24 protein-coding genes are annotated in these 22,129 nt (G+C 71.0%); 18 read left to right on the top strand and 6 right to left on the bottom strand.

Annotation, left to right across the window (positions count from 1 at the left end; translation table 11 throughout):
* The 10 genes from PG2T_RS03075 to PG2T_RS15965 all read left to right on the top strand — a co-directional run bounded on the left by PG2T_RS03075 (position 1) and on the right by PG2T_RS15965 (position 8,822).
* Entirely contained in the window at positions 1-786 is a 786-nt protein-coding gene (locus PG2T_RS03075) for an NADH-quinone oxidoreductase subunit B family protein (RefSeq protein ID WP_068802777.1), read from the top strand.
* A complete protein-coding gene (locus PG2T_RS03070; protein WP_068802776.1) occupies positions 783-2,078 on the top strand; it encodes a Ni/Fe hydrogenase subunit alpha in 1,296 nt (431 codons plus the stop codon). Before PG2T_RS03075 ends, PG2T_RS03070 begins: the two co-directional genes overlap by 4 nt.
* Positions 2,079-2,081: 3 nt before the next feature.
* The gene (locus PG2T_RS03065; RefSeq protein ID WP_083214723.1) at positions 2,082-2,552 is read left to right on the top strand and encodes a hydrogenase maturation protease; all 471 of its coding nucleotides are present in this window, start codon (positions 2,082-2,084) and stop codon (positions 2,550-2,552) included.
* A complete protein-coding gene (locus tag PG2T_RS03060; RefSeq protein ID WP_068802775.1) occupies positions 2,534-2,794 on the top strand; it encodes a hydrogenase maturation nickel metallochaperone HypA in 261 nt (86 codons plus the stop codon). Before PG2T_RS03065 ends, PG2T_RS03060 begins: the two co-directional genes overlap by 19 nt.
* A complete protein-coding gene (gene hypF / locus PG2T_RS03055) occupies positions 2,794-5,160 on the top strand; it encodes a carbamoyltransferase HypF (RefSeq protein WP_068802774.1) in 2,367 nt (788 codons plus the stop codon). Before PG2T_RS03060 ends, hypF begins: the two co-directional genes overlap by 1 nt.
* The gene (locus PG2T_RS03050; RefSeq protein ID WP_068807641.1) at positions 5,160-5,396 is read left to right on the top strand and encodes a HypC/HybG/HupF family hydrogenase formation chaperone; all 237 of its coding nucleotides are present in this window, start codon (positions 5,160-5,162) and stop codon (positions 5,394-5,396) included. The genes hypF and PG2T_RS03050 overlap by 1 nt, the downstream gene beginning before the upstream one ends.
* Positions 5,393-6,481 carry a hydrogenase formation protein HypD gene (hypD, locus tag PG2T_RS03045; RefSeq protein ID WP_068802773.1) on the top strand — a complete coding sequence of 363 codons (1,089 nt, stop codon included), beginning with the start codon at positions 5,393-5,395 and terminating at the stop codon, positions 6,479-6,481. The genes PG2T_RS03050 and hypD overlap by 4 nt, the downstream gene beginning before the upstream one ends.
* A gap of 2 nt (positions 6,482-6,483) precedes the next feature.
* Entirely contained in the window at positions 6,484-7,530 is a 1,047-nt protein-coding gene (gene hypE / locus PG2T_RS03040) for a hydrogenase expression/formation protein HypE (protein ID WP_068802772.1), read from the top strand.
* 451 nt (positions 7,531-7,981) lie between these two features.
* Complete coding sequence (locus tag PG2T_RS03035) at positions 7,982-8,320, top strand: effector-associated constant component EACC1 (protein ID WP_068802771.1); 339 nt, start codon at positions 7,982-7,984, stop codon at positions 8,318-8,320.
* Between the two features lie 82 nt (positions 8,321-8,402).
* On the top strand, positions 8,403-8,822 hold the full coding sequence (locus PG2T_RS15965; protein ID WP_145930977.1) for a hypothetical protein: 420 nt from the start codon (positions 8,403-8,405) through the stop codon (positions 8,820-8,822).
* 102 nt (positions 8,823-8,924) lie between these two features.
* Here PG2T_RS15965 and PG2T_RS03030 read toward each other — a convergent pair whose 3' ends face one another.
* The 4 genes from PG2T_RS03030 to PG2T_RS15325 form a co-directional block, all read right to left on the bottom strand.
* Complete coding sequence (locus PG2T_RS03030) at positions 8,925-9,203, bottom strand: hypothetical protein (protein ID WP_068802770.1); 279 nt, start codon at positions 9,201-9,203, stop codon at positions 8,925-8,927.
* A gap of 279 nt (positions 9,204-9,482) precedes the next feature.
* Positions 9,483-9,896: a hypothetical protein gene (locus tag PG2T_RS03025; protein ID WP_068802769.1), complete on the bottom strand. Its 414-nt coding sequence runs from the start codon at positions 9,894-9,896 to the stop codon at positions 9,483-9,485.
* Positions 9,893-10,246: a hypothetical protein gene (locus tag PG2T_RS03020; protein ID WP_145930976.1), complete on the bottom strand. Its 354-nt coding sequence runs from the start codon at positions 10,244-10,246 to the stop codon at positions 9,893-9,895. Before PG2T_RS03020 ends, PG2T_RS03025 begins: the two co-directional genes overlap by 4 nt.
* A 55-nt stretch (positions 10,247-10,301) precedes the next feature.
* Positions 10,302-10,604, bottom strand: a complete 303-nt coding sequence (locus tag PG2T_RS15325) for an ElaB/YgaM/YqjD family protein (RefSeq protein ID WP_075968126.1) — start codon at positions 10,602-10,604, stop codon at positions 10,302-10,304.
* 319 nt (positions 10,605-10,923) lie between these two features.
* On the opposite strand from PG2T_RS15325, the gene purE reads away from it, so the two are divergent.
* Together purE and PG2T_RS03005 are read left to right on the top strand one after the other, a co-directional pair.
* Entirely contained in the window at positions 10,924-11,427 is a 504-nt protein-coding gene (gene purE / locus PG2T_RS03010; protein WP_068802766.1) for a 5-(carboxyamino)imidazole ribonucleotide mutase, read from the top strand.
* Complete coding sequence (locus PG2T_RS03005; RefSeq protein ID WP_068802765.1) at positions 11,427-12,536, top strand: 5-(carboxyamino)imidazole ribonucleotide synthase; 1,110 nt, start codon at positions 11,427-11,429, stop codon at positions 12,534-12,536. Before purE ends, PG2T_RS03005 begins: the two co-directional genes overlap by 1 nt.
* A 120-nt stretch (positions 12,537-12,656) precedes the next feature.
* Here PG2T_RS03005 and PG2T_RS03000 read toward each other — a convergent pair whose 3' ends face one another.
* On the bottom strand, positions 12,657-13,568 hold the full coding sequence (locus tag PG2T_RS03000; protein ID WP_068802764.1) for a patatin-like phospholipase family protein: 912 nt from the start codon (positions 13,566-13,568) through the stop codon (positions 12,657-12,659).
* A gap of 88 nt (positions 13,569-13,656) precedes the next feature.
* Between PG2T_RS03000 and PG2T_RS02995 the strand changes: the two genes are divergently transcribed.
* Complete coding sequence (locus PG2T_RS02995; RefSeq protein WP_236953323.1) at positions 13,657-16,296, top strand: AMP-binding protein; 2,640 nt, start codon at positions 13,657-13,659, stop codon at positions 16,294-16,296.
* Here PG2T_RS02995 and PG2T_RS02990 read toward each other — a convergent pair.
* Positions 16,259-17,536: an MFS transporter gene (locus PG2T_RS02990; RefSeq protein ID WP_068802763.1), complete on the bottom strand. Its 1,278-nt coding sequence runs from the start codon at positions 17,534-17,536 to the stop codon at positions 16,259-16,261. The two genes, PG2T_RS02995 and PG2T_RS02990, sit on opposite strands and share 38 nt — an antisense overlap.
* Before the next feature lie 107 nt (positions 17,537-17,643).
* On the opposite strand from PG2T_RS02990, the gene PG2T_RS02985 reads away from it, so the two are divergent.
* The 5 genes from PG2T_RS02985 (at position 17,644) to imuA (ending at position 22,122) form a co-directional block, all read left to right on the top strand.
* The gene (locus PG2T_RS02985) at positions 17,644-18,489 is read left to right on the top strand and encodes an alpha/beta fold hydrolase (protein WP_068802762.1); all 846 of its coding nucleotides are present in this window, start codon (positions 17,644-17,646) and stop codon (positions 18,487-18,489) included.
* Between the two features lie 4 nt (positions 18,490-18,493).
* Positions 18,494-19,315, top strand: coding sequence for a 2-oxo-hept-4-ene-1,7-dioate hydratase (hpaH, locus tag PG2T_RS02980; RefSeq protein ID WP_068802761.1), 822 nt, complete (start codon positions 18,494-18,496; stop codon positions 19,313-19,315).
* A 181-nt stretch (positions 19,316-19,496) separates the two neighbouring features.
* Complete coding sequence (locus PG2T_RS02975) at positions 19,497-20,717, top strand: MFS transporter (protein ID WP_068802760.1); 1,221 nt, start codon at positions 19,497-19,499, stop codon at positions 20,715-20,717.
* A 137-nt stretch (positions 20,718-20,854) separates the two neighbouring features.
* Positions 20,855-21,502, top strand: coding sequence for a LexA family protein (locus tag PG2T_RS02970; RefSeq protein ID WP_068802759.1), 648 nt, complete (start codon positions 20,855-20,857; stop codon positions 21,500-21,502).
* On the top strand, positions 21,499-22,122 hold the full coding sequence (imuA, locus tag PG2T_RS02965; protein ID WP_068802758.1) for a translesion DNA synthesis-associated protein ImuA: 624 nt from the start codon (positions 21,499-21,501) through the stop codon (positions 22,120-22,122). The genes PG2T_RS02970 and imuA overlap by 4 nt, the downstream gene beginning before the upstream one ends.
* Positions 22,123-22,129 lie beyond the last annotated feature (7 nt).

Genomic DNA, 22,129 nt, shown 5'->3' with positions numbered 1-22,129 from the left:
ATGAACGCACCCGCCAAGCCACGCCTGGCCGTGTGGAAGTTCGCCTCCTGCGACGGCTGCCAGCTGAGCCTGCTCGATTGCGAGGACGAGCTGCTGGCGGTCGCCGACGGGGTCGAGATCGCCCTGTTCCCCGAGGCCTCCAGCCGCATGCTGCCGGGGCCGTACGACGTGTCGCTGGTGGAAGGCTCGATCACCACCGCGCATGATCGCGAGCGCATCCAGGACGTGCGTGCGCAGTCGCGGCTGCTGGTCACCATCGGCGCCTGCGCCACCGCCGGCGGCATCCAGGCGCTGCGCAACCTGCGCGACGTGGAGGAGTGGAAGCGGATCGTTTACGCGCGCCCGGACTGGATCGACAGCCTGGCCACCTCGACGCCGATCGCCGCCCACGTCAAGGTCGACTACGAACTGCGCGGCTGCCCGGTGAGCAAGGCCCAGCTGCTGGAACTGCTCGCCGCGCTGCTGGCCGGGCGGCGGCCGAACGTGGCCACCTCCAGCGTGTGCGAGGAATGCAAGGCCCGCGGCACGGCGTGCGTGCTGGTGGCCCACGGCACGCCGTGCCTGGGGCCGGTGACGCAGGCCGGCTGCGGCGCCATCTGCCCGGCCTACGATCGCGGCTGCTACGGCTGTTTCGGTCCCAAGGAAACGCCCAATCCGGCGGCGCTGAGCGAGCAGCTGCTGGCGCTTGGCATGGACCGAGCGGCGCTCGGGCGTTTCTACCGCACCTTCAACGCCGCCGCGCCGGCCTTCGGCGACGAGGCCCAGCGCCATGACCCACAGCCATGACTGAAACCACCCGCACCATCGAGGTCAACCAGCTGGCCCGCGTCGAGGGGGAGGGCGCGCTGCACCTGGCCATCGACGGCGGGCAGCTGACCGCCGCCCAGCTGCGCATCTTCGAGCCGCCGCGCTATTTCGAGGCCCTGCTGCGCGGGCGCGACTGCCGCGAGGCGCCGGACATCACCGCGCGCATCTGCGGCATCTGCCCGGTGGCGTACCTGATGAGTTCCTGCGCCGCGATCGAGGACCTGTGCGGCCTGAGCGTGCCGGCGCCGATTGCCGACCTGCGCCGGTTGCTGTACTGCGGCGAGTGGATCGAGAGCCACGTGCTGCACATGTTCATGCTGCACCTGCCGGATTTTCTGGGCTACCCGGACGCGGTCAGCATGGCCAGGGAACACGGCGATCTGGTGCGCACGGCGCTGCGCATCAAAAAGGCCGGCAACGGCATCGTGGCGCTGCTGGGCGGGCGCGAGATCCATCCCATCAACGTGCGCATCGGCGGCTTCTACCGCTTGCCGACGCGCGCGGAACTGGCGCCACTGCGCGATGAACTCGCCTGGGCGCTCGACGCCGCCGAGCAGGCGCTGCTGCCGCTTGCGGCGCTCGATTTCCCGGACTTCGAGCGCGCCTACACCTTCGTCGCCCTGCGCCACGACAGCGAGTACCCCATGGGCCGCGGTCGGCTGGTGTCGAGCGACGGCATCGACCTGCCGGTCGCCAGCTACGACGACTACCTCACCGAACACCACGTCCGGCACTCCACCTCCCTGCACAGCCGCACCGCCGCTGGCGGCGTGGTGCACCTGGGCCCGCTGGCGCGCTACGCCCTGAACCACGACCGCCTCACGCCCCGCGCCCGCGCGGCGGCGCAGGCGGCCGGGCTGCCGCCGGTGGTGCGCAACCCGTTTCGCAGCATCCTGGTGCGCGGCGTGGAGGTGGTGCTGGCGCTCGAAGAGGCGCTGCGCCTGATCGACGGCTACGTTCCCGGCGACACGCCGGCGGTGGCCTTCGAGCCGCGCGCCGGCACTGGCTACGGCGCCACCGAGGCACCGCGCGGCGTGCTCTATCACCGCTACACGGTGGGCGAGGATGGCCTGATCACGGACGCCAAGATCGTCGCCCCGACCTCGGTCAACCAGGCCGTGATCGAGGCCGACCTGCGCCACTACGTGGAGCCGAACCTGCACCGGCCAGACGCGGAACTGCGCGCCGTGTGCGAGACCGCCATCCGCAACTACGACCCGTGCATCTCCTGCTCGGCGCATTTCCTGAAGCTGACCGTGGAGCGGCGCTGAGCGGTGCGGCAGCGCGTGCTGGGCATCGGCAACGGCGCGCGGCGTGACGATGGCGTCGGCGTGTGGGTGGCGCAGGCGCTCGCCGCGCGGCTGGGTGACAGCCTCGACGTGCGTGTGCTCGGCGACGACGGCTTCCAGCTGGTCGATGCGCTCGGCGGCATCGACGCCGCGCTGCTGATCGACGCCGTGCAGTCGGGTGCGCCGCCCGGCACCGTGCACCGTTTCGACGCCGCCCGGGAGCCACTGCCGCCGGCGCTGCTGCGCTGCTCGACGCACCTGCTCGGCGTGGCCGAAGCAGTGGAACTGGCCCGAGCGCTCGGCCAGTTGCCGGCGCGGGTCGCTGTCTACGGCATCGAGGGCGCGGACTTCGGCCTCGGCGAGGGGCTCAGTGCCCCGGTGGCCGCGGCGGCGGCGGGGCTGGTGGAGGAACTTGCCACGAATCTGACGGACCCGCCATGCACGAACACTCCCTGATCGCCAACCTGCTTTCCAGGATCGACGCCGTCGCGCGCGAGCACAGCGCCACGCGCGTGGTCGGCGTTTCGGTGTGGATCGGTGCGCTGGCCCACATCTCGGCCAGCCATTTTCGCGAGCATTTCGAGGACGGCAGCCGCGGCAGCCTGGCCCAGGGCGCGCGCCTGGACATCGAGGTGTCGGACGACCCCGAGCACCCGCAGGCACAGGACATCCTGCTACGCAGCGTCGAGGTGGGGTGATGGCGCGCCCGGCCGTGCAAACCGCCGTGCGCCGGGCGCGGATCACCGTCAGCGGCGCCGTGCAGGGGGTGGGCTTTCGGCCGCACGTGTACCGCCTGGCCACGGCGCTGGGTCTTGGCGGCTGGGTGCGCAACACGCCGCGTGGGGTGCAAATCGACGCCGAAGGCGAGCCGGCGGCGCTCGCTGCGCTGCTGGACGCCCTGCGCGCCGCGCCGGCCCCGGCGCGGGTGGATGCGATCGAAACCGACTGGCAGGCCGCGGCCGGCGCGAGCGGCTTTGCGGTGGTGGCCAGCGAGCCCGGCGCAGGCCCGGCGCTGCCGCTGCCGGACCTGGCTGTGTGCGCCGACTGCCTGGCCGACATCCGCGATCCGGCCGGCCGGCGTTTCGACTATGCCTTCACCAGTTGCAGCCGCTGCGGGCCGCGCTACAGCATCATCGCCGGGCTGCCCTACGACCGATCGCGCACGGCGATGGCGGGTTTTGCGATGTGCGCGGCCTGCGCCGCCGAGTACGCCGACCCGGCCGACCGGCGTTTTCACCACCAGGCCAACGCCTGCCCGGCCTGCGGGCCGCGTCTGACGCTGCACGACGCCGCCGGCAGGGTGCAGGCGCGCGACTCGGCGGCGCTGGACGCCGCTGCGCACTGCCTGCGCGCCGGCGGCATCGTGGCGCTGATGGGCATCGGCGGCTTTCAGTTGCTGGTGGATGCCCGCGATGAGGCGGCCGTGGCACGCCTGCGGGCCCGCAAGCGGCGGCCGGACAAGCCGTTCGCGGTGATGTTTGCGGATGGCGAGGCAGTGCAGGCGGCCTGCGCGACGACGCCGGACGAACGGGCGCTGCTCGCCGGTCCGGCCGCGCCGATCGTGCTGCTGGCGCGGCGGCGCGATGGCCTCGCGCCCTCGGTGGCGCCCGGTCAGGGGCGTCTTGGCGCGCTGGTGCCGTACTCGCCGCTGCACGCGCTGCTGCTGGACCGGCTGGGCTTTGCGCTGGTCGCCACCAGCGGCAACCGCGCCGGCGAGCCGCTGTGTACGACGCCCGCCGAGGCGCAGGCGCGCCTGGCCGGCATCGCGGACGTTTTTCTGGTCCACGACCGGCCGATCCTGCGCGCGCTCGACGATTCGCTGGTGCAGGTGGCGGCGGGCCGGCCGCAGGTGCTGCGCCTGGCGCGCGGCTATGCGCCGCTGGCCGTGGACTGCCCTGACGCGAACGAAGCGGTGCTGGCGCTGGGCGGGCACCTGAAGGCGGCCGTGGCGGTGGGCGGGGGCGGGCGCATCGTGCTCGGTCAGCATCTGGGCGATCTGGACAGCGTGGCGGCGCTGGCTGGCTTCGACGCCGCGGCGCGGGAATTGCCCGAGTTGGCCGGCGTGCGGCCGGCGCATCTGGCCTGCGACGCGCATCCGGATTACGGCAGCTCCCTGCGGGCGGCCGGCTTCGGCCTGCCAGTGTGGCGCGTGCAGCATCACCATGCCCACGTGGCGGCGGTGATGGCCGAGCACGGCATTGATGGCGAAGTGCTGGGCGTGGCCTTCGACGGCGCGGGCCTGGGCAGCGACGGTACGCTGTGGGGCGGCGAGTTTCTGCTGGCCAGCCGGTTGCGCGTTCGCCGAGTCGCCTCGCTACGACCGTTTCCATTGCCGGGCGGCGAGCAGGCCGCGCGCGAGCCGCGGCGAGCGGCGCTGGGCTTGCTTCACGCGCGTTTCGGGTCTGATCTGGACGCATTCGACCTGCCGCCGCTGCGGGCGTTTGACCCAGCCGAGCGGCGCACGCTGCTGGCGGCGCTCGAACGGGGCATCAACACGCCACGGACCAGCAGCGTCGGGCGGCTGTTCGACGCCGTGGCGGGGCTGCTCGGGCTGTGCCAGCGCATGAGTTTCGAGGCTCAGGCGGCGCTGGCGCTGCAAGGCGCGGCCGAGGCAGCGCCGCCGCAGGCGCCGTATCCGCTGCCGCTCGTCGGTGTGGACCCCGATTCCTCCGTCATTCCCGCGCACGCGGGAATCCAGCATGCCGTCCAGCTGGACGTGACGGCGTTCGATGGCGATCGGGGGCACGGCCTGATTGCTGACTGGCAACCGCTGCTCGACGCACTGCTGGCCGATCGGGCTTGTGGCGTGCCGGTGCCGCTCATCGCCGGGCGTTTTCACGCCGCCCTGGCGGCGCTGATCGTCGCCGTGGCGACGCGGATCGGCGCGCAGCGGGTGGTGCTGGCTGGCGGCTGCTTCCAGAACCGCCTGCTGCTGGAACTGACCGCGGCGCGCCTCGCAGATGCCGGTGTGGCCGTGTTCTGGCCGCAGCGGGCGCCGCCCGGCGACGGCGGGCTCGCGCTCGGCCAGGCGGCGGTGTGCGCCGCTGCCGGGGCGGCAGCCTGATGTGCCTGGCCATACCGGGCCGGGTGCTGGACCTGCACGATGGCGGCGGGCTGTTCGCCCGCGGGCGGGTGGATTTCGGCGGCGTGGTGCGCGAGGTGTCGCTGATCTGTACGCCCGAGGTGGCGGTCGGCGACTGGGTGCTGGTGCATGCAGGCCTCGCCATCGCGGTGATCGATCCGGCCGTCGCTGAAAGGACGCTGGCCGAACTCGCGCGTCTGGGCGGGGAGGGCGCATGAGCAGCGCCGATTACCGCGATCCGGCCACCGTGCGTCGGCTGCTGGACGCCATCGCCGGCACCGTCAGCCGACCGTGGACGCTGATGGAAATCTGCGGCGGGCAGACGCACGCCATCCTGCGCGCCGGCATCGACCGCCTGCTGCCGCCGCAGGTCACGCTGGTGCACGGCCCCGGCTGCCCGGTGTGCGTGACGCCGGTTGGCGTCATCGACCAGGCGATCGCGCTGGCTGGCCGGCCGGGCGTGACGCTGTGTTCCTTCGGCGACATGCTGCGCGTGCCCGGCAGCCGGACCGATCTGCTCGCCGCGCGGGCCGCCGGTGGCGACGTGCGGGCCGTCTACTCGCCGCTCGACGCCGTCGCCATCGCCGGCCGCGAGCCGGGCCGGGAGGTGGTGTTCTTCGCCGTCGGTTTCGAGACCACGGCGCCCGCCGCCGCCGCCGCGGTGCGCCAGGCGCAGGCCCTGGGTCTGGCCAACTTCAGCCTGCTGTGCGCGCAGGTGCGGGTGCCGCCGGCCATGGCCGCCATCCTCGCCGCGCCGGACTGCCGCATCCAGGGCTTTCTGGCCGCAGGTCACGTCTGCACGGTGATGGGACTGGCCGAATACGCGCCGCTGGTCGAGCGTTTCGCGGTGCCGATCGTGATCACCGGTTTCGAGCCGGTGGACATCCTGACCGGCGTGCTGCACTGCCTGCGCCAGCTGGAGGCCGGTCAGGCGCGGCTGGAAAACGCCTACGCGCGCGCCGCCCGCACCGAGGGCAACCCGGCCGCGCAGGCGCTGGTCGGCGAGGTGTTCGAGTTTGTCGCGCGCGACTGGCGCGGCCTGAGCGAACTGCCTGACAGCGGCCTTGGCCTGCGGGCGAGCTATGCCGATTTCGATGCCGTGCGGCGTTTCGGGCTGGTCCAGACACCGCCGCCGGACCCCGGCGAATGCCGTGCCGGCGAGGTGCTGCAGGGCCGCCTGCGCCCGGACCTGTGCCCGGCATTCGGCAGCCGCTGCACGCCGCAGCGGCCACTGGGCGCACCGATGGTGTCGTCCGAGGGCGCCTGCGCGGCGTATTACCGCTACCGCGGCCAGGCCGCCTGAGCATGGACGGCGCCTGCCCGCTGCCGCTGGACGAGTATCCGGTCGTGCTGCTGGCCCATGGCGGCGGCGGGCGGTTGATGCAGCGGCTGCTGGACGGGCTGATCCTGCCGACGCTGGGGGTGTGTGCCGGGCAGTCGCTGCACGATGCGGCGCGTCTGGACGAACTGCTGACGGGCGCTGCCGGCCGACTTGCCTTCACCACCGACAGCTACGTGGTGCGGCCCCTGTTTTTCCCGGGCGGCGACATCGGGACTCTGGCCGTATGCGGCACGGTCAACGACCTGGCGATGGCCGGCGCACGGGCGCGGGCGCTGTCGGTGTCGCTGATTCTGGAAGAAGGCCTGCCGATGCACACGCTGTGGCAGGTGTTGTCCTCGCTGCGGCAGACCGCCGAGGCAGCCGGCGTCCGCATCGTGACCGGCGACACCAAGGTGGTGGAGCGCGGCCGGGCGGACGGCGTGTACATCAACACCGCCGGCATCGGTGCGGTACCGGCCGGAGTGAGCATTCATCCGGGCCGGGTACGCGCGGGCGACGCCGTGCTGGTCAGCGGCGACATCGGCCGGCACGGCATCGCCGTGATGGCCCGGCGCGAGGGTTTGCAGTTCGAGACGACCATCGAGTCCGACTGCCAGCCACTGTGGCCCGCGGTGGCTGCCATGCTCGATGCCGGCCTGGACCTGCACTGCCTGCGCGACCCCACCCGCGGCGGCCTGGCCAGCGCGCTGGTCGAGATTGCCCGCCAGGCCGGGGTCGATGTCCTGCTCGACGAGGCGGCGGTGCCGGTGGCGCCGCCGGTGGCGGCGGCCTGCGAGCTGCTCGGCTTCGACCCGCTGCACGTGGCCTGCGAGGGCCGGCTGGTGGCCTTCGTGCCGGCGGCGCAGGCGCAGGCCGCGCTCGACCTGCTGCGCAGCGCGCCGGGCGGCGAACAGGCAGCGCGAATCGGCACCGTGCGCGGCCCCGGCGGGCAGGTGACCCTGCGCAGCCGCTACGGTATCGACCGATCGCTGGACATGCCGGCCGGGGAACTGCTGCCGCGCATCTGCTGACGGTGCCCCGGCGTTCGGCGGCGCAGGCGGCCATCGAGCGGCGACTCAAGGCGGAGCTTGATCCGGATGGCTTTTTTGGTGGCGGGAGGGCGGTCAGTTGAGCGTTGGAAAACTCGGAAAAACGGCGCTACGCTGCGACCCACGCTCGAACAGGGCTTGCCGGCCGCCGACGCCTTCGCCCTTGCGCTGGATAAAGGCGGGTTCGAGAGGCCACGCGGGCTATACGGAAATGTTCCAGAATCGCGTGGCGTCCGGCTTGTACCGGGGGGGCGTGGAATAGCAGCGATGGAGTTTTCAAGTGATTGTTAAACGACGATTTTTTGGTCCAAGGGTTGCCCGATCCGGCATAGACTCACCTGGCAAGGGTCGTGCGGGATATGCGGAAATCTTCCGTGTTTAAACGCGGAAGATTTCCAGATACTCAATGTTAGGTTGCTCTGGAGACATCATCGTGCGTATAGCTCTCTTCAAGGACAGTCGAGAATCGTTTATCCAGGCACTTGACGGGGCCGGCGTTGCTTACGAGGAGCTAAGAGCCCCGCCTGGTCAGGTCATGGCTGCTGGCACCATGATCGCTGTTGCGCAAACTGCTGCGGTTGCTGGCCCCATCGCTGCTGTGCTCGTTGCTTGGCTCAAAGCACGCGCCAGCCGCAAGGTCATCCTCACCCTTCATGACAAGCGGATCGTGCATTTGGAGGGTTACTCCGTTGAGCAGGTCAAAGAGTTGCTGCCGTTGGTTGATCATGGCACTGCCATTGACACCAAGCCGCCTGCGGCCGGAGCAACCTAACAATTCATTCAAGCCGAACCCGCTTCGCAGGTCGGCTTAATTCAGGCGTTATGTTGCAAGCGAACTCATGCGTTTCGCTCCCATGATTTACCTTGTGGCCTTTGCAGGCTGTTCCGGACCACAGACCGATGCTGAGATGAGGAGCCTCTACGAGAGCAAAAAGGAATATTTCACTGCGCTTGTCTCGGGGATTGATTGCAATGTCAAAAAAAGCGGCATTCTATGGCGGAGCGAAAAAGAACAATCCAGTACCGCTTGTTTAGATATTCTAGAAAAAGCAAGAATTGATGGTATTGGTATTGACCCGATTTCACAAGGGATCATGCTTTTCCCAAGCGGGCGTGGTTATTCAAGTCATCAGAAAGGCTATGTCTATTCGGAGAAAGAACTAGAGCCGCAGTTCACCTCACTCGATGTAAGGCCGAATGAGTTGCAGCCATACCAGAGGGGGTTCAAAAAGATCGATGAAAATTGGTATATCACATATGAATATGTCAACTAGGGCTGGTTGGGCTGACGCAGGAAGCCCAACATCGTTTACCCCGCGAATACCGGAGCACAAAGGTTGCCGGCTGTAACCTGGCGCTTATTGCGCCCGCGCGGCCTAGCCGGAGGCCGGCCCGCCCTTGCCCGAGCCGCCGGTGAGTTCGGTCAGCGTGGCCAGAATCCGTTGCAGCAGACCGTTTGCCGATCCCGGCATGCCTTCCGTTTCGGCTTCTGCCAGTTCCAGGGCTTCCAGCTCCCAGGCGCGCAGCACCTCGACCTTCTCGTTCATGGTCAACGCGTCGTTGCGGGCGACGTCTTCCGGGCCGGCGAATACGGCGGCCGGGTCGTTGCGCGCCTGTTCCAGCCACGCGGGTGGTTGTCGATGATTGGACGTCATGGTGCGGCTCCAGGGTGTTGCACGTCAGGACGGTACAGGGTGCCCGGCTGGCGGGCGGTCGGGCCAGCCCAACATCGTGTACACCGGGAATACCGGAATACCCGGAATACAAGGTTGCCGTCGGCAAGCAGCCCGACGGGGCGCTTTCTGTCGTGATGCTTGGGTGGTGTGCAAAACGCGCGGGCTTCGCAAGCGTGTCTTTCGGTCGGTTGAATCTGTTGGGCTTCCTGCGTCATTCCAACGGAACTGCATGGCTTTATCGGCTTTCCGCATCAGGCGTCACAGGCCATCCATCTCGCCGTCACGGTATGCGGAGCCGGAACGCGTGGCCGACGCATTCGGGTGGGTTTGGCCTTGCGGTGTCCCAATCTCGCCGCGGTGCATGGGGGCATTACCCAGGATCCTCTGCAGACCGCGCAGCAATGTCCACAGGGGCAGTATCTGTAGCCACACTTTACGGATCGATCGCCAGTTGACTCGCGCCCTTGCTTCGCCGCGCGCCGGGGCGCGCATGGAGCGCTTGCCGAACCACCATCCGCAGATGCCCGCTGCCAACAATGCCATTGGGGAAGTGGCGGCACGCAGCGCAGCCGCGCGGGTCTGCGCCTGCCACCACTGCACGCGATACCGCGCCTGCTGCGTCCTGAGCCGCTGCGCGTCGCGATGCGCCCGGGCGGCGGTCAGACCGATCATGTGGGCAGGTTCTGTGATGCTGGCGCGAGGCTCTCGCGCGTGGCGTCAAACCCCACGGCCCGCATCAGGCGCCGGACATAAATCACCAGCGCCATGCACAGCAGCCCATTGAATGCGGCCGCCCCGAGGAGCGCAGCCGGCCAGTCCGCGCCTGCGCGTACGGTCATGACCACCATTGCCGCGACCAGCGCCAGCCAGGCAGTCACTGCAAGCAACGCGATCGCGACCGCAAGGATCCAGGCGAGCAGGAGCGTAACGAGGTTCAGCCGCGCCTCCACAGCCACCAGTTCGAGCAGCTCGATCAGGTAGCTGCGGGTGACGCGCAGCGTCTCGCGCAGGCTCTCGCCCACGCCAGCTTCGGAATCAACCAAAGGGGGCGGGGAGACGTCCACCCGTCTCCCCCTGTCAGCGCCGTCCTAAATGAGCGATCAGGCATCCGGCGGCAAAGGCGATTCCGAGCGCCGTGAGGGGGCGGGCACGTACGAAACCCTGTACGGTGTCTGCGTACTCGCGTCCGCGCTCGCGCGCCTGCTCAGCGCTGGCGCGCGCTTGCTCGCTGGCATGGCTGGCCGACTCGCGCAGACGATCCTCTGCCGAACGGGCATGTTCGGCCACGCGGTCGACGGTTTCATGCGCCGCCTGGGCCGCGCGATCGGTGACCCGTGCCTCGGGCGCTGAAGTGGCTTCGGATTTCGTTTTCTGGTCCATGAAATTTACCTGGTTGAGTGCGTGCGTCTTCGGGTCTGCTTTGGAGCAGCCCGAGCCTATAGCACTAGTTACGATCCGCATAACCCGGCAAAAGTTCCGGGCGACGGGGTGGGCTCGATTCTGTGGCCCATGAAGCCATCGGCCGCTGGCTGGGGGACGCAGGAATTCGAGCGACCGCGACCTATCAGATCGAGGCCCGGTACTTAAGATGACGCCCAGCAGGCGCTCATCGCGAGCTGTCGCGCGGCCACCGATGGCCGACTGGGGTGGTGTACCATCCGGCGCTTTTTTCCGGCGGCCCGCCCGCCCGGGGGGGACCATGCAGCAGGAACACGGCGCGGGGCCGCGGGTCGGCGTCATCATGGGGTCGCGCAGCGACTGGGACACCCTGCGCCATGCCAGCGACACGCTGACGGCGCTGGGCATCGCCCACGAGTGCCGGGTGGTGTCCGCCCACCGCACGCCGGATCTGCTGTTCGAGTACGCCCAGCAGGCGGCCGGACGGGGCATCGAGGTCATCATCGCCGGGGCCGGCGGGGCGGCCCATCTGCCCGGCATGACGGCTGCCAAGACGCGTCTGCCGGTGCTGGGCGTGCCGGTGCAGTCGCGCGCCCTGCAGGGTGTCGATTCGCTGCTGTCGATCGTGCAGATGCCGCGCGGCATTCCGGTCGGCACGCTGGCCATCGGCGAGGCCGGGGCGGTCAACGCGGCCTTGCTCGCGGCGGCCATCCTGGCTTTGCACGACGTGGACCTGGCGGCGCGCCTGGATGATTACCGCGCCCGCCAGACGGCGGCCGTGCTGGCCGACTCCCTGGAGCCGTGATGCTGCTGCCGGGCGCCACCATCGGCGTGCTGGGCGGCGGCCAGCTTGGCCGCATGCTGGCCATGGAGGCGCGTCGCATGGGGTACCGGGTGCGCGCGCTCGATCCCGATCCTGAGGCCTGCGCGGCGCCGTTTGCCGAGCTGAGCTGCGCGCCGCTGGACGATGTGGACGCGGCACTCGCGCTGGCTGCCCACTGCGACGTGCTGACCATCGAGACCGAGCACGTGCCGGCGGCGGTGCTGGCGCAGATCGAGACCCTGCGTCCGGTGCATCCGAACGCCGCATTGCTGGCCACGGTGCAGGACCGCCTGCGCCAGCGCGAGTTCCTGAGCCGCCACCGCCTGCCGCAGACCGCCTATGCGCGGGTGGACGATGTGTCGTCCTTGCAGCAGGCGCTGACCGCAGTCGGCCGGCCGGCGGTACTCAAGACGCGCACCGAGGGCTACGACGGCAAGGGCCAGGCGCGCATCGGCATGAGCGACGATCCGGCCGCGGCCTGGGCGGCGCTCGGCCAGCGGCCGGCGGTGCTGGAAGCGTGGGTCGCTTACGAGCGGGAAATCTCGGTCATTCTGGCGCGCGGCCACGACGGCGACATCGCCTGCTATCCGGTGGCCGAGAACGAGCACCGCCATCACGTGCTGCACATCACGCGCGCCCCGGCGCGGGTGGCGCCGGCGGTGGCTCGGCGGGCGCGGGAGCTGGGCGCCGCGGTGGCGGACGCGCTCGGTCACGTGGGCGTGATGGCGGTGGAGATGTTCCTGTTGCCGGACGGCGAGCTGCTGATCAACGAAATCGCCCCGCGCACGCACAACTCCGGCCACTACACCCTGGGTGGCTGCGTCACCTCGCAGTTCGAGCAGCATCTGCGGGCCATCTGCGGCCTGCCGCTGGGCGATCCGGCCCAGCCGCGCCCGGCGCTGATGCTGAACCTGCTGGGCGATCTGTGGGCCGACGATGCGCCGCCGCTGGCGCACATCCTGGCCCACCCGGGTGCGCGACTGCATCTGTATGGCAAGGCGCCGCGGCCGGGTCGCAAGCTCGGTCACGTGCTGGTGCTCGGGGACGATCTGGATGCCGCGCAGGCCTGGGCCGACAGCATCATCGGCTGAGGCAATCCGTTGTGGGAGGCCCGCCCCGGGCCGAATCTGCCGGGCGGGGGATTCGCGACGAGGGCGCCGCTCCCACGGGTCAGCCAGCGACTGGGCGGCGGCAGGCGTGGGAGGGCAGGCTCATTGAGCCTCGCCCAGCAGTCCGAGCAGCGCCGGCAGCAGCGCCTGCATGGCCGTCTCGCCGGCGGCTATGGTCTCCGCGGCGCGGTTGAATTCCATCACGCCGATCAGGGCCAGACGCGGCTGTACCAGGATGTCGGGCGGATCGCCGGCCAGGCGGGTGCGGGTGATCTGGTCCTGCATGATGTTGACGGCGCCGACCAGCACGTCGAAGTAACCCGGTTGCTGACGGTCCTGTCGCAGCAATTGCGCCAGCAGCGTGCTGGCGCCGCCGCGCAGCAGGGCACCCAGGCTGCGGCTGTCGGTGCCATCGTCGACGGGCACCACATCGGTCATGGGCTGCGCTCTGCGCCGTCCGGCGATGCCGCCGTTCAGATTGACTGCCAGCACCAGTTCCGCCCCCATGGCCCGGCACAGGGACACCGGCACCGGATTGACCAGGCCGCCGTCGAGCAACCACTGGCCGTCGAGTTCCACCGGCGCCAGGACGCCGGGCAGGGCCATCGAGGCGCGGATGGCGACGCCAAGGTCGCCCTCCCGCAGCCACACCTCGCGCCCAGTGCCCAGTTCCGTCGCCACGGCACCGTAGCGCAGGCCGAGTGTCTCGATGGCGGCGTGACCGATCAGATCGATCAGGGTGCGGGAAACGCGCTCGCCGGCAAACAGGCCGCCGCCGGCCGGGCGCAGGTCGAGCTGGCCGAGGATGGCGCGCCAGTTCAGGCCGCGGGCAAAGGCTTCGATTTCAGGCAGTCGGCCGGCGGCGTACGCGGCGCCAATCACGGCACCGATGGAGCTGCCGCACACCACCGCCACCTCGATGCCAGCCGCCGTCAGCGCTTTCAGCACGCCGATGTGCGCCCAGCCGCGGGCGGCGCCACTGCCGAGCGCAATTCCTATGCGCGGTGCTGCCACGGTCGATGCTCCGTGATACGAAAGGGGGGCGGTGTATGGTACGCGGCGGCCTGCGGGCAACGGTCACACGAAGGAGGATGCCTTGAGCGTGCAGATAGCCCCGGCGCCGGATCTTGCCACCCTGTTGCGGGGCCTGGACGGATTCGGCGACGCACCGGCGCTGCGCTGGTTTGCCGCCGCCGGCGAGCAGGCGCTCAGCTATCGCGAGCTGGCGCAGCGCCTCGAAGCCGCCGCGGCGCGCCTGCGGGCGCATGGCGTGAGCCGCGGCGGGCGGGTGCTGCTGCTGGCCGAAAGCGGCCTGCCGTGGGCGATCGGTGCGCTGGCGGTGCTGCGCGCCGGTGGCGTGCTGCTGCCGCTGGACGCCCACAGCCCGGACGACACCCTGCAGCACGTGCTCACCGACGCGGCGCCGGTGCTGGTGCTGACCGATGCCGAGCACGCGCCGCGCTGTGCCGGTTGTGGCGCGCCGGTGTTGCTGGTCGATGGCTTGGCCGAGTCCGACCCGGTGCCCACCGTGCCGGCCGACGCAGGCATCGACCCGGCCAGCCCGGCGGTGATGTTCTACACCTCCGGCACCACCGGGCCGCCCAAGGGCGTGCCGCTCAGTCACGCCAATCTGCTGTATCAGCTGCGCACCGTGGCGGCGCTGGATCTGGCCCGGCCGGGCGACCGGGTGCTGCTGCCGCTGCCCATGCACCACGTATATCCGTTCGTGATCGGCCTGCTGCTGCCGATCGTGGCCGGCGTGACGCTGCTGCTGCCGGGCGCCACCACCGGCGCGCAGATCATGCAGGCCCTGCGCGAGGGCCGCGCCAGCGTGCTGATCGGCGTGCCGCGGCTGTACCGGGCGCTGCTGGAGGGCATCGACGGGCGCGTGGCCGGCTTGCCACCCGTTTCGCGGCACTTGCTGGGCGGCTTGCGGGCGGCCGCCCGCTGGTCCGCACCGCGGCTTGGCGCCGGTGTGGCGCGCCGGCTGCTGGCGCCGCTGCACCGGCAGATGGCGCCGCAGCTGCGCCTGCTGGCCTGCGGCGGGGCGGCGCTGGATGCTGATCTCGACGCCGCGCTGACGGCGCTGGGCTGGCAGGTGGCGGTCGGCTACGGTCTTACCGAAACCTCGCCCTTGCTCACGCTGCGCATGCCGGGCCAGTGCCGCTCGGGCAGCGCCGGGCGCGCCGTGCCGGGCACCGAGCTGCGCCTGGCGGCGCCGGAGGCGGGCGAGGAAGACCTGCCGGCCGGCGCCGGTGCCATCGAGGTACGCGGCCCGGGCGTGTTTGGCGGCTATTTCGACCTGCCGCAGGCCAACCGGCAGGCGTTCACGGCCGACGGCTGGTTTCGCACCGGCGACCTCGGGCGGCTGGACGAGGACGGGTGTCTGGAGGTGCTCGGCCGCGCCTCGACGCTGATCGTCACCGAGAGCGGCAAGAACATCCAGCCGGAGGAAGTGGAGGCGGTCTACCAGGCCCATCCGCTGATTGCCGAGGCGGCGGTGCTGCAGGTGGATCGGCGGCTGGTGGCCTTGCTGGTGCCGCAGCAGCCGGCCACCGAAGCGGCGCTGCGCGAGGCGGTGGCCGAGCAGTCGCGGCAACTGCCCAGTTACCAGCGGGTGGTGGAATTCGCCCTCACTTTCGAGCCGCTGGCGCGCACTGCGCTGGGCAAGCTGCGCCGCCACCTGCTGGCCGAGCGCTATCGACAGGCGCGCCAGGCGGCCGGCGGCCCGCCGCCGGATGCGGCGCCGCTCGCCGCGGCCGATCAGGCGCTGCTGCGCGATCCGCGGGCGCGGGCGGTGTGGGATTTCCTGCACGAGCGCTACCCGGACCGGCCGCTGACGCCGGACAGCCACGTGCAGCTCGACCTTGGGCTCGACTCGCTGGGCTGGCTGAACCTGGGCATGGACATCGCCGCCCGCAGCGGCGCCCAGTTGTCCGAGGACGCCATCGCCCGCATTGCCACCGTGCGCGACCTGCTGCGCGAGGTGAGTCTGGCCGACACGGCGCCGCCGGCCACGCTACTGGACGACCCGCTGGCGGCGCTGGATGCCCAGCAGCGCCGCTGGCTCAGGCCCGTGCCGGTGTGGCTCATGCCGCTGCGGGCCGCGCTGCTGGGGCTGACCTGGCTGCTGATGCGCGTGTTTTTTCGGCTGCGCGTGACCGGCCGCGAGCACCTGCCGGCGAGCGGGCCGTTTCTGCTGGCACCCAATCACGGCAGTTACCTCGATGCCCCGGCGCTGGGCGCCGCGCTCGGCCGGCGCGGGCTGCGCGAGCTGTGCTGGGCCGGCTGGACCGGCATCATGCTGGGAAGTCCGCTGATGCGGGCGATCTCGCGCCTGGCGCGGGTGTTGCCGATGGACTCCGAGCGGCGCGCGTTGTCGAGTCTCGCCTTTGGCCTCGCGGCGCTGCGCGCCGGCAATGCGCTGGTGTGGTTTCCGGAAGGCGCCCGTTCCAGGACGGGCGCGCTGGAGCCGTTCCTGCCCGGCATCGGCCTGCTGCTGGAACACACCGATGTGCCGGTGCTGCCGGTGTACATCGAAGGCGCCTACCGGGCCTGGCCGATACACCGACGCTGGCCGCAGGCGGGGCGGATCAGCGTACACATCGGCGCGCCGATCAGGGCCACCGAACTGCTGGCCGGACCGGGTCCCGGTCAGCCGCACGAGCGCGCTGCGCGTGCGCTGCGTGAGGCGGTGGCGGGACTTATTCGCGCGCGTTTGGCCGGTCCGCCGGCACCGTGAGCAGCAGCGCCAGCCCGGCCAGCCACAGACCCAGAATCACCGTCATGCCGACGCGCTGGCTGCCCGACCACAGCGTCACGGCGCCGACCAGCAGCGGCCCCAGGAAGGCCGTCGCCTTGCCGGACAGCGTGAACAACCCGAACAGCTGATTGCGCTGTTCGGGTGGCGCCATGCGCGCCAGCAGCGAGCGGCTGGCCGCCTGCGCCGGCCCGACGAAGATACCCAGCGCCAGCCCGGCCACCCAGAATGCCGTTGCCGACTGCGCCAGCAGCGTGCCGGCGCCGGCCAGCAGCAGGGCCAGCAGGGCGATGACGATGGTGTTGCGGCTGCCGATGCGGTCGTCGAGGTGGGCAAAGCCCACCGCGCCCAGGCCGGCCGTCACGTTCAGCCCGATGCCGAAGGCCAGCACCTGGGTTTCGGTCATCGCAAAGGTGCCGGCGGCGTACACGCCGCCAAACGCAAACAGCGTGGCCAGGCCATCGGTATAAAGCATGCGCGCGACCAGAAAGCGCAGCAGCGGCCCCTGCCGCGGCAGCCCGCGCAGGGTGTGCCAAAGATCGCCGAGGCTGGCCTTCAGCTCGAAGCGACCTGCGGCCGCGTCCCGCCCCGGCAGGCGGGCGGTCAGCAGCGGCAGCGCGAACAGGCCAAACCACACCGCCGCCAGCACGAAGGTGGCCCGCACGTGGCTGGCATCGGCGCGCGGCAACGGGAACCAGGCCCCTTCCCGCACAAAACCGAACAGCGCCAGCAGCAGGCACAGCAGCCCGCCGGCATAGCCCAGTCCCCAGCCCCAGCCGGACCAGCGGCCGATGCGCTCGGCCGGCGCCAGGCGCGGCAACAGCGCGTTGTAGAACACGCTGGCCAGCTCCATGCCGATGGTCGCCAGACCGACCAGCAGCAGGGCGCCGATCAGGTGCGGCGAGTGCGGCATCACCCACCACAGCGCCGCGGTCGGCAGCACGCACAGCGCCGTGGTGGCGGTCAGCCAGCGCCGCTGCCCGCCACCGTGATCGGCAATCGCCCCGACCACCGGCCCCAGCAGCGCCACCGCCAGTCCGGCCAGACCCACCGCCAGGCCCCACAGGGCGGCGCCGGTGATGGCATCCGGCGCCACCTGGCGCGTGAAATAGGCCGCGAAGACGAAGGTCTCGATGACGGTCGGGAACGCGCTGTTGGCGAAGTCATACAGCGCCCAGCGACGCAGCAGGCCGGTGCGGGCGGGTGGATCCTGCGCCCTCATGCAGCGCTGGCCGGTCGCGTCAGCGGCGGGGCGAGGGGCGCGGCTATCATTGCCGCCCTGCGCCGGCCGGCGCGCACGCTTTTTCTTGTCGCCATCAGGAGTTTCCCGTGAGTACATCCGTCGTCGAAAAAAAGATCCCGTCCGGCGCCATCGCCAGCCACGTGCTGCTGGCCGGTGACCCCAAGAATCCGCCGGCCATCCTGCTGCACGGCGCCGGTCCCGGCGCCACGGCGGCCTCCAACTGGCTGCGCTGCGCGCCGGACCTGGCCAAGCATTACTACGTGATCGCCCCGGACCTGGTCGGCTTTGGCCAGACCGAGCTGCCGGCCGAGCTGCCGACCCACATTCTGGGCTGGATCGGGCACCGCGTGGAGCAGGTGCTGGGGCTGATGGACACGCTGGGCGTCGAGCGCGCCCACGTGGTCGGCAATTCCATGGGTGGCGCCCTGACCCTGCACGCGCTGGTGCAGGCGCCGCAGCGCTTCGACAAGGTGCTGCTGATGGGAGCCATCGGCGCGCCGTTCGAATACAGCTGGGAAATGAAGCGCCTGCTGGAGTTCTACAAGGATCCACGGCCGGCCCGCTACAAGGAAGTGATCGAGAGCTTCGTGCATGATCCGGCCGCCGTGCCGGGCCTGGACGAGATCATCAAGCAGCGCTACGCGGTGGCCATGGACCCCAAGACGCGCGAGATGACCAACCTGCTGTTCCAGGCGCAGGCCGCCGGCATGAACGACCTGACCGTGCCGGAAGCCCAGCTCGGGCGCCTGCCGCACCCGGTGCTGCTGGTGCACGGCCGCCAGGATCGCATCGTGCCGCTGGACACCAGCCTGTACTTCCTGAAGCACCTGCAGCAGGCCGAGCTGGTGGTGCTGGACCGCTGCGGCCACTGGGCGCAGACCCAGCGCTGGGACGCCATGTACCCGCTGATCGTCAAGCACTTCGGCGGCTGAGGCGATGGCGCGGACGCTGGATGAGGCGGCGGTGCAGCGCATCGCCGCCGAACTGGAGGCTGCCGAGCAGGCTCGTCGGCCGCGCCGGCAGCTGCGGCGTGAGTTTCCTGACCTCGACATCGACGACAGCTACGCCATCCAGGCCGCCTGGATGGCGCACAAGGCCAAGGCCGGGCGGCGCGTGCTGGGCCGCAAGATCGGTCTGACCTCGCGCGCCATGCAGCAGGCCTTCGACATCAGCGAGCCGGACTACGGCACGCTGCTGGACGACATGTTCTTCGGCGACGGCGAGGTGATTCCCGGCGACCGCTTCATCGTGCCGATGGTCGAGGTGGAACTGGCCTTCGTGCTGGGCGCGCCGCTGTCCGGCGAGACGGTGTCGATCACCGACGTGCTGCGCGCCACCGAGTACGTGCAGCCGGCAATCGAGATCATCGACGCCCGCACCGAGCGGGTGGATGCCGAAACCGGCCAGCGGCGCGGCGTGCTCGACACCATCGCCGACAACGCCGCCAGCGCCGGCGTGGTGCTGGGCGGGCGGCCGGTGCGGCCGGAGGGCATCGACCTGCGCTGGGCCGGCGCCGTGCTGTACCGCAACGGCGTGATCGAGGAGACCGGCCTTGCCGCCGGCGTGCTGGGTCACCCGGCGGCCGGCATCGCCTGGCTGGCGCGCCGCTTCGCCCGCCACGGCGTGGCGCTGGAAGCCGGACAGGTCATCCTGGCCGGCTCCTTCACGCGCGCCCTGGCGGTGACGCCGGGTGACGTGTTTCATGCCGACTACGGGCGGCTGGGCAGCTTCGGGTTTTCGTTCGGCGCCGGTGGTTGAGGAAACGCTGACGGTATCGAGCGTTTCCCGCGGCGCAGACAGGCGCCTACCGGAAAATTGTGGGAGCCCGGCTGTGCCGGGCGATCATCGCGCAGCAAAGCTGCACTCCCACAAGGTCTCCGGGTGGCAGGCACTCACAAGATCCGGGCGCACCGGCCCGCCAACAGGACTGCCCGTATCAATGAATGATTCCCCGGCGCCCGATACCGGATCGCCGCCCTTGCTGGCCATCGTCTGCCTGTCGCTGGCCGCCGGCGCGAGCGCGATGGCGATGCGCGTCAACGACGCCCTGCTGCCGCAGCTTGCGCAGATCTTCGGCGTGCCGCTGGCCACCACCGCGCAGGTGGTCAGCTTCTATGCCCTGGCCTATGGCGCCTCGCAGGTGCTGTGGGGGCCGGTCGGCGATCGCTTCGGCAAGTACCGGGTGGTGGCCTGGGCGGTGCTGGCCTGTGCGCTGGCCTCGCTGGCGTGTGCCTTTGCCGGCGATTTCGGGCAGCTGCGCGCGGCGCGGGTGCTGGCCGGCATGCTGGCGGCGGCGATCATCCCGCTGTCGATCGCCTGGCTCGGCGATGTGGTGCCTTACGAGCGCCGCCAGCCGGTGCTGGCGCGCTTCCTGATCGGGCAGATCACGGGGCTTGCGGCCGGCGTGTGGCTGGGCGGCGTGGCCGCCGACCACCTGGGCTGGCGGGTGCCGTATTTCGTGCTGGCCGGGCTTTACGGCATCGTGGGCGCGCAGCTGTTCGTCGGTTTGCAGCGCCTGCCGCCGGGCTCCAGCGGGCGAGCCGGCAGCGCCGTGGCAAGCTCGCTGGGGCGCACGCTGGGTGATTTTCGCGAGGTGCTCGGCGGGCGCTGGGCGCAGATTCTGCTGCTGATCGTGTTCCTGGAAGGCAGCTTCCTGTTCGGGCCGCTGGCCTTCATGGCCGCGCACCTACATCACCAGATCGGCGTGTCGCTGACCGTTGCCGGCTCACTGGTGATGGTGTTTGGCGCCGGCGGGCTGGTGTACGCGCTGGGGGCGCGGCGCCTGGTCAGGGGGCTCGGTGAGGCGGGGCTGGCGCGCGCCGGCGCCGTGTTCCTGTGCCTGGGGCTGGGCGCGATCGCCGCGGCGCCGTCGTGGATTTTCGGCATCGTCGGCAGCCTGCTGGCCGGACTCGGCTTTTACATGCTGCACAACACGCTGCAGGTGAATGCCACGCAGATGGCACCGCGGGTGCGCGGTGCGGCGGTGTCGATCTTCGCGGCGAGCTTTTTCCTGGGGCAGGCGGCTGGCGTGACCCTGACCGGCTGGTTGTCCGCGCATGTCGGCAGCGGACCGGCAATCGCCCTTGGCGCCGCCGCGCTGCTGGGCATCGGCCTCGGCTTCGGTCAGGTGCTGGTCCGGCGCACAGCGGCGCAGGGCTGAAGGGAGCCGGGGTAGACGCAGCCTGGCTGCGCGGTGATTGCCTTGCGGCATGAGGATCGCCCGGCGCAGCCGGGCTCCTGCACCGGCTAGGCCAGCCGATTGCACGGCCGGGCGAGGGGCTATACATTTGTGTAGCCATGACGACAGCACCCGCCCCCTTGCCACCCCGCCAGGCCGCCGCGCTGCAGGCCATCGAGCGCCATTTCGAGCGCCACGGCGCCACGCCGACCGTGCGCGAACTGGCGCAGGGCCTGGGCTGCTCGGTGCGCGCGGCGGCGGAGTTGATCGAAAAGCTGGTTCAGCGTGGCGCGCTGCACAAGGTTGCGGGCGTCAGCCGCGGGCTGCGGCTGGCAGCGGCGCCTTCGCGCGTGCAGCTGCCGCTGATCGGCCGCATCGCCGCCGGCCAGCCGATCATGGCGGGCGATCATGTGGAGGAGTGGCTGGCGGTCGATCCGGCGCTGTTTCGCCCGCGCCCGGACTGGCTGTTTCGGGTGCAGGGCTGGTCGATGCGGAACATCGGCGTGCTGCCGAATGATCTGGTCGGCGTGCGCGAGGACCCGGACCCGCCGCCGGGCGCGGTGGTCGCGGCGCTGGTGCCCGACCCGCAAACCGGCGACCCGCGCCTGACGCTGAAGCGCTACACGCGCCGCGCCGGCCAGGTGGTGCTGGTCTCCGAGCATGACGATCAGGTTGCCTTTGCGCCGCAGGTCTACGATCCGGCCACGGCCGGACTGCGCCTGATCGGCGTCCATGCCGGGCTGATCCGGCCGGCGACCGGCCCGTGAAGGCGACGGCCCTGCAGATTCCGGGCGTCTGGCGCGGCGACTGCCCGCGGCCGGCGGCCGCGGTGGCCAGCACGCGCATCGAGGCCCTCGACCGGGCGCTGCTGGGTGGCTGGCCGGTCGGGGCGCTGACGCAGATCATCGGCACCGAAGCGGGCCTGGGTTTCTCGCTGATCATCCCGGCGCTGGCTGCGTTCACCGCGGCCGGGCGCGCGGTGGCGCTGATTGATCCGCCTTACCTGCCGTATGCGCCGGCACTCGCCTCGCGCGGCGTCGATCTGCAGCATCTGCTGTGGGTGCGGCCGCAGGATGCCGGGCAGGCGCAGTGGGCGGCGGAGCAGATCGCCCGCAGCGGCCTGTTCGCCGCGCTGGCCTGCTGGGGGGCGCTCGATGGCACGGCCGAGCGGCGCCTGCAGCTGGCCGCGGATGCCGCGCAGTGCCTGGCGTTCTGTTTTCGCGCCGGTCGCGCCGGTCGCGCCGACGGCCACAGCCATGCGGCGGTGCGCCTAACGGTGGCGCCGGCCCACGATGCCCAGCTGCGGGTGGAGGTTCTCAAGTGCCGCGGCGGGCCGGCCGGTCACGGCCTGCTGCACCGCTGCGGCGACCTGCCGGTGGCGGCGTGAGCAGCGG

The sequence above is a fragment of the Immundisolibacter cernigliae genome, from assembly GCF_001697225.1.
Taxonomy (GTDB): domain Bacteria; phylum Pseudomonadota; class Gammaproteobacteria; order Immundisolibacterales; family Immundisolibacteraceae; genus Immundisolibacter; species Immundisolibacter cernigliae.
This window is presented reverse-complemented; position numbering and strand designations above follow the sequence as displayed.

What these genes read in the sequence shown, in the direction of transcription:
- hpaH (WP_068802761.1), top strand. Translation starts at nt 18,494, where the DNA reads ATGGCGCGGACGCTGGATGAGGCGGCGGTGCAGCGCATCGCCGCCGAA.
- purE (WP_068802766.1), top strand. Translation starts at nt 10,924, where the DNA reads ATGCAGCAGGAACACGGCGCGGGGCCGCGGGTCGGCGTCATCATGGGG.
- PG2T_RS02975 (WP_068802760.1), top strand. Translation starts at nt 19,497, where the DNA reads ATGAATGATTCCCCGGCGCCCGATACCGGATCGCCGCCCTTGCTGGCC.
- PG2T_RS03030 (WP_068802770.1), bottom strand. Translation starts at nt 9,203, where the DNA reads ATGACGTCCAATCATCGACAACCACCCGCGTGGCTGGAACAGGCGCGC.
- PG2T_RS15965 (WP_145930977.1), top strand. Translation starts at nt 8,403, where the DNA reads ATGATTTACCTTGTGGCCTTTGCAGGCTGTTCCGGACCACAGACCGAT.
- PG2T_RS02970 (WP_068802759.1), top strand. Translation starts at nt 20,855, where the DNA reads ATGACGACAGCACCCGCCCCCTTGCCACCCCGCCAGGCCGCCGCGCTG.
- PG2T_RS03060 (WP_068802775.1), top strand. Translation starts at nt 2,534, where the DNA reads ATGCACGAACACTCCCTGATCGCCAACCTGCTTTCCAGGATCGACGCC.
- PG2T_RS03070 (WP_068802776.1), top strand. Translation starts at nt 783, where the DNA reads ATGACTGAAACCACCCGCACCATCGAGGTCAACCAGCTGGCCCGCGTC.
- PG2T_RS03050 (WP_068807641.1), top strand. Translation starts at nt 5,160, where the DNA reads ATGTGCCTGGCCATACCGGGCCGGGTGCTGGACCTGCACGATGGCGGC.
- PG2T_RS02990 (WP_068802763.1), bottom strand. Translation starts at nt 17,536, where the DNA reads ATGAGGGCGCAGGATCCACCCGCCCGCACCGGCCTGCTGCGTCGCTGG.
- hypE (WP_068802772.1), top strand. Translation starts at nt 6,484, where the DNA reads ATGGACGGCGCCTGCCCGCTGCCGCTGGACGAGTATCCGGTCGTGCTG.
- hypF (WP_068802774.1), top strand. Translation starts at nt 2,794, where the DNA reads ATGGCGCGCCCGGCCGTGCAAACCGCCGTGCGCCGGGCGCGGATCACC.
- hypD (WP_068802773.1), top strand. Translation starts at nt 5,393, where the DNA reads ATGAGCAGCGCCGATTACCGCGATCCGGCCACCGTGCGTCGGCTGCTG.
- PG2T_RS03025 (WP_068802769.1), bottom strand. Translation starts at nt 9,896, where the DNA reads ATGATCGGTCTGACCGCCGCCCGGGCGCATCGCGACGCGCAGCGGCTC.
- PG2T_RS03005 (WP_068802765.1), top strand. Translation starts at nt 11,427, where the DNA reads ATGCTGCTGCCGGGCGCCACCATCGGCGTGCTGGGCGGCGGCCAGCTT.
- PG2T_RS03075 (WP_068802777.1), top strand. Translation starts at nt 1, where the DNA reads ATGAACGCACCCGCCAAGCCACGCCTGGCCGTGTGGAAGTTCGCCTCC.
- PG2T_RS15325 (WP_075968126.1), bottom strand. Translation starts at nt 10,604, where the DNA reads ATGGACCAGAAAACGAAATCCGAAGCCACTTCAGCGCCCGAGGCACGG.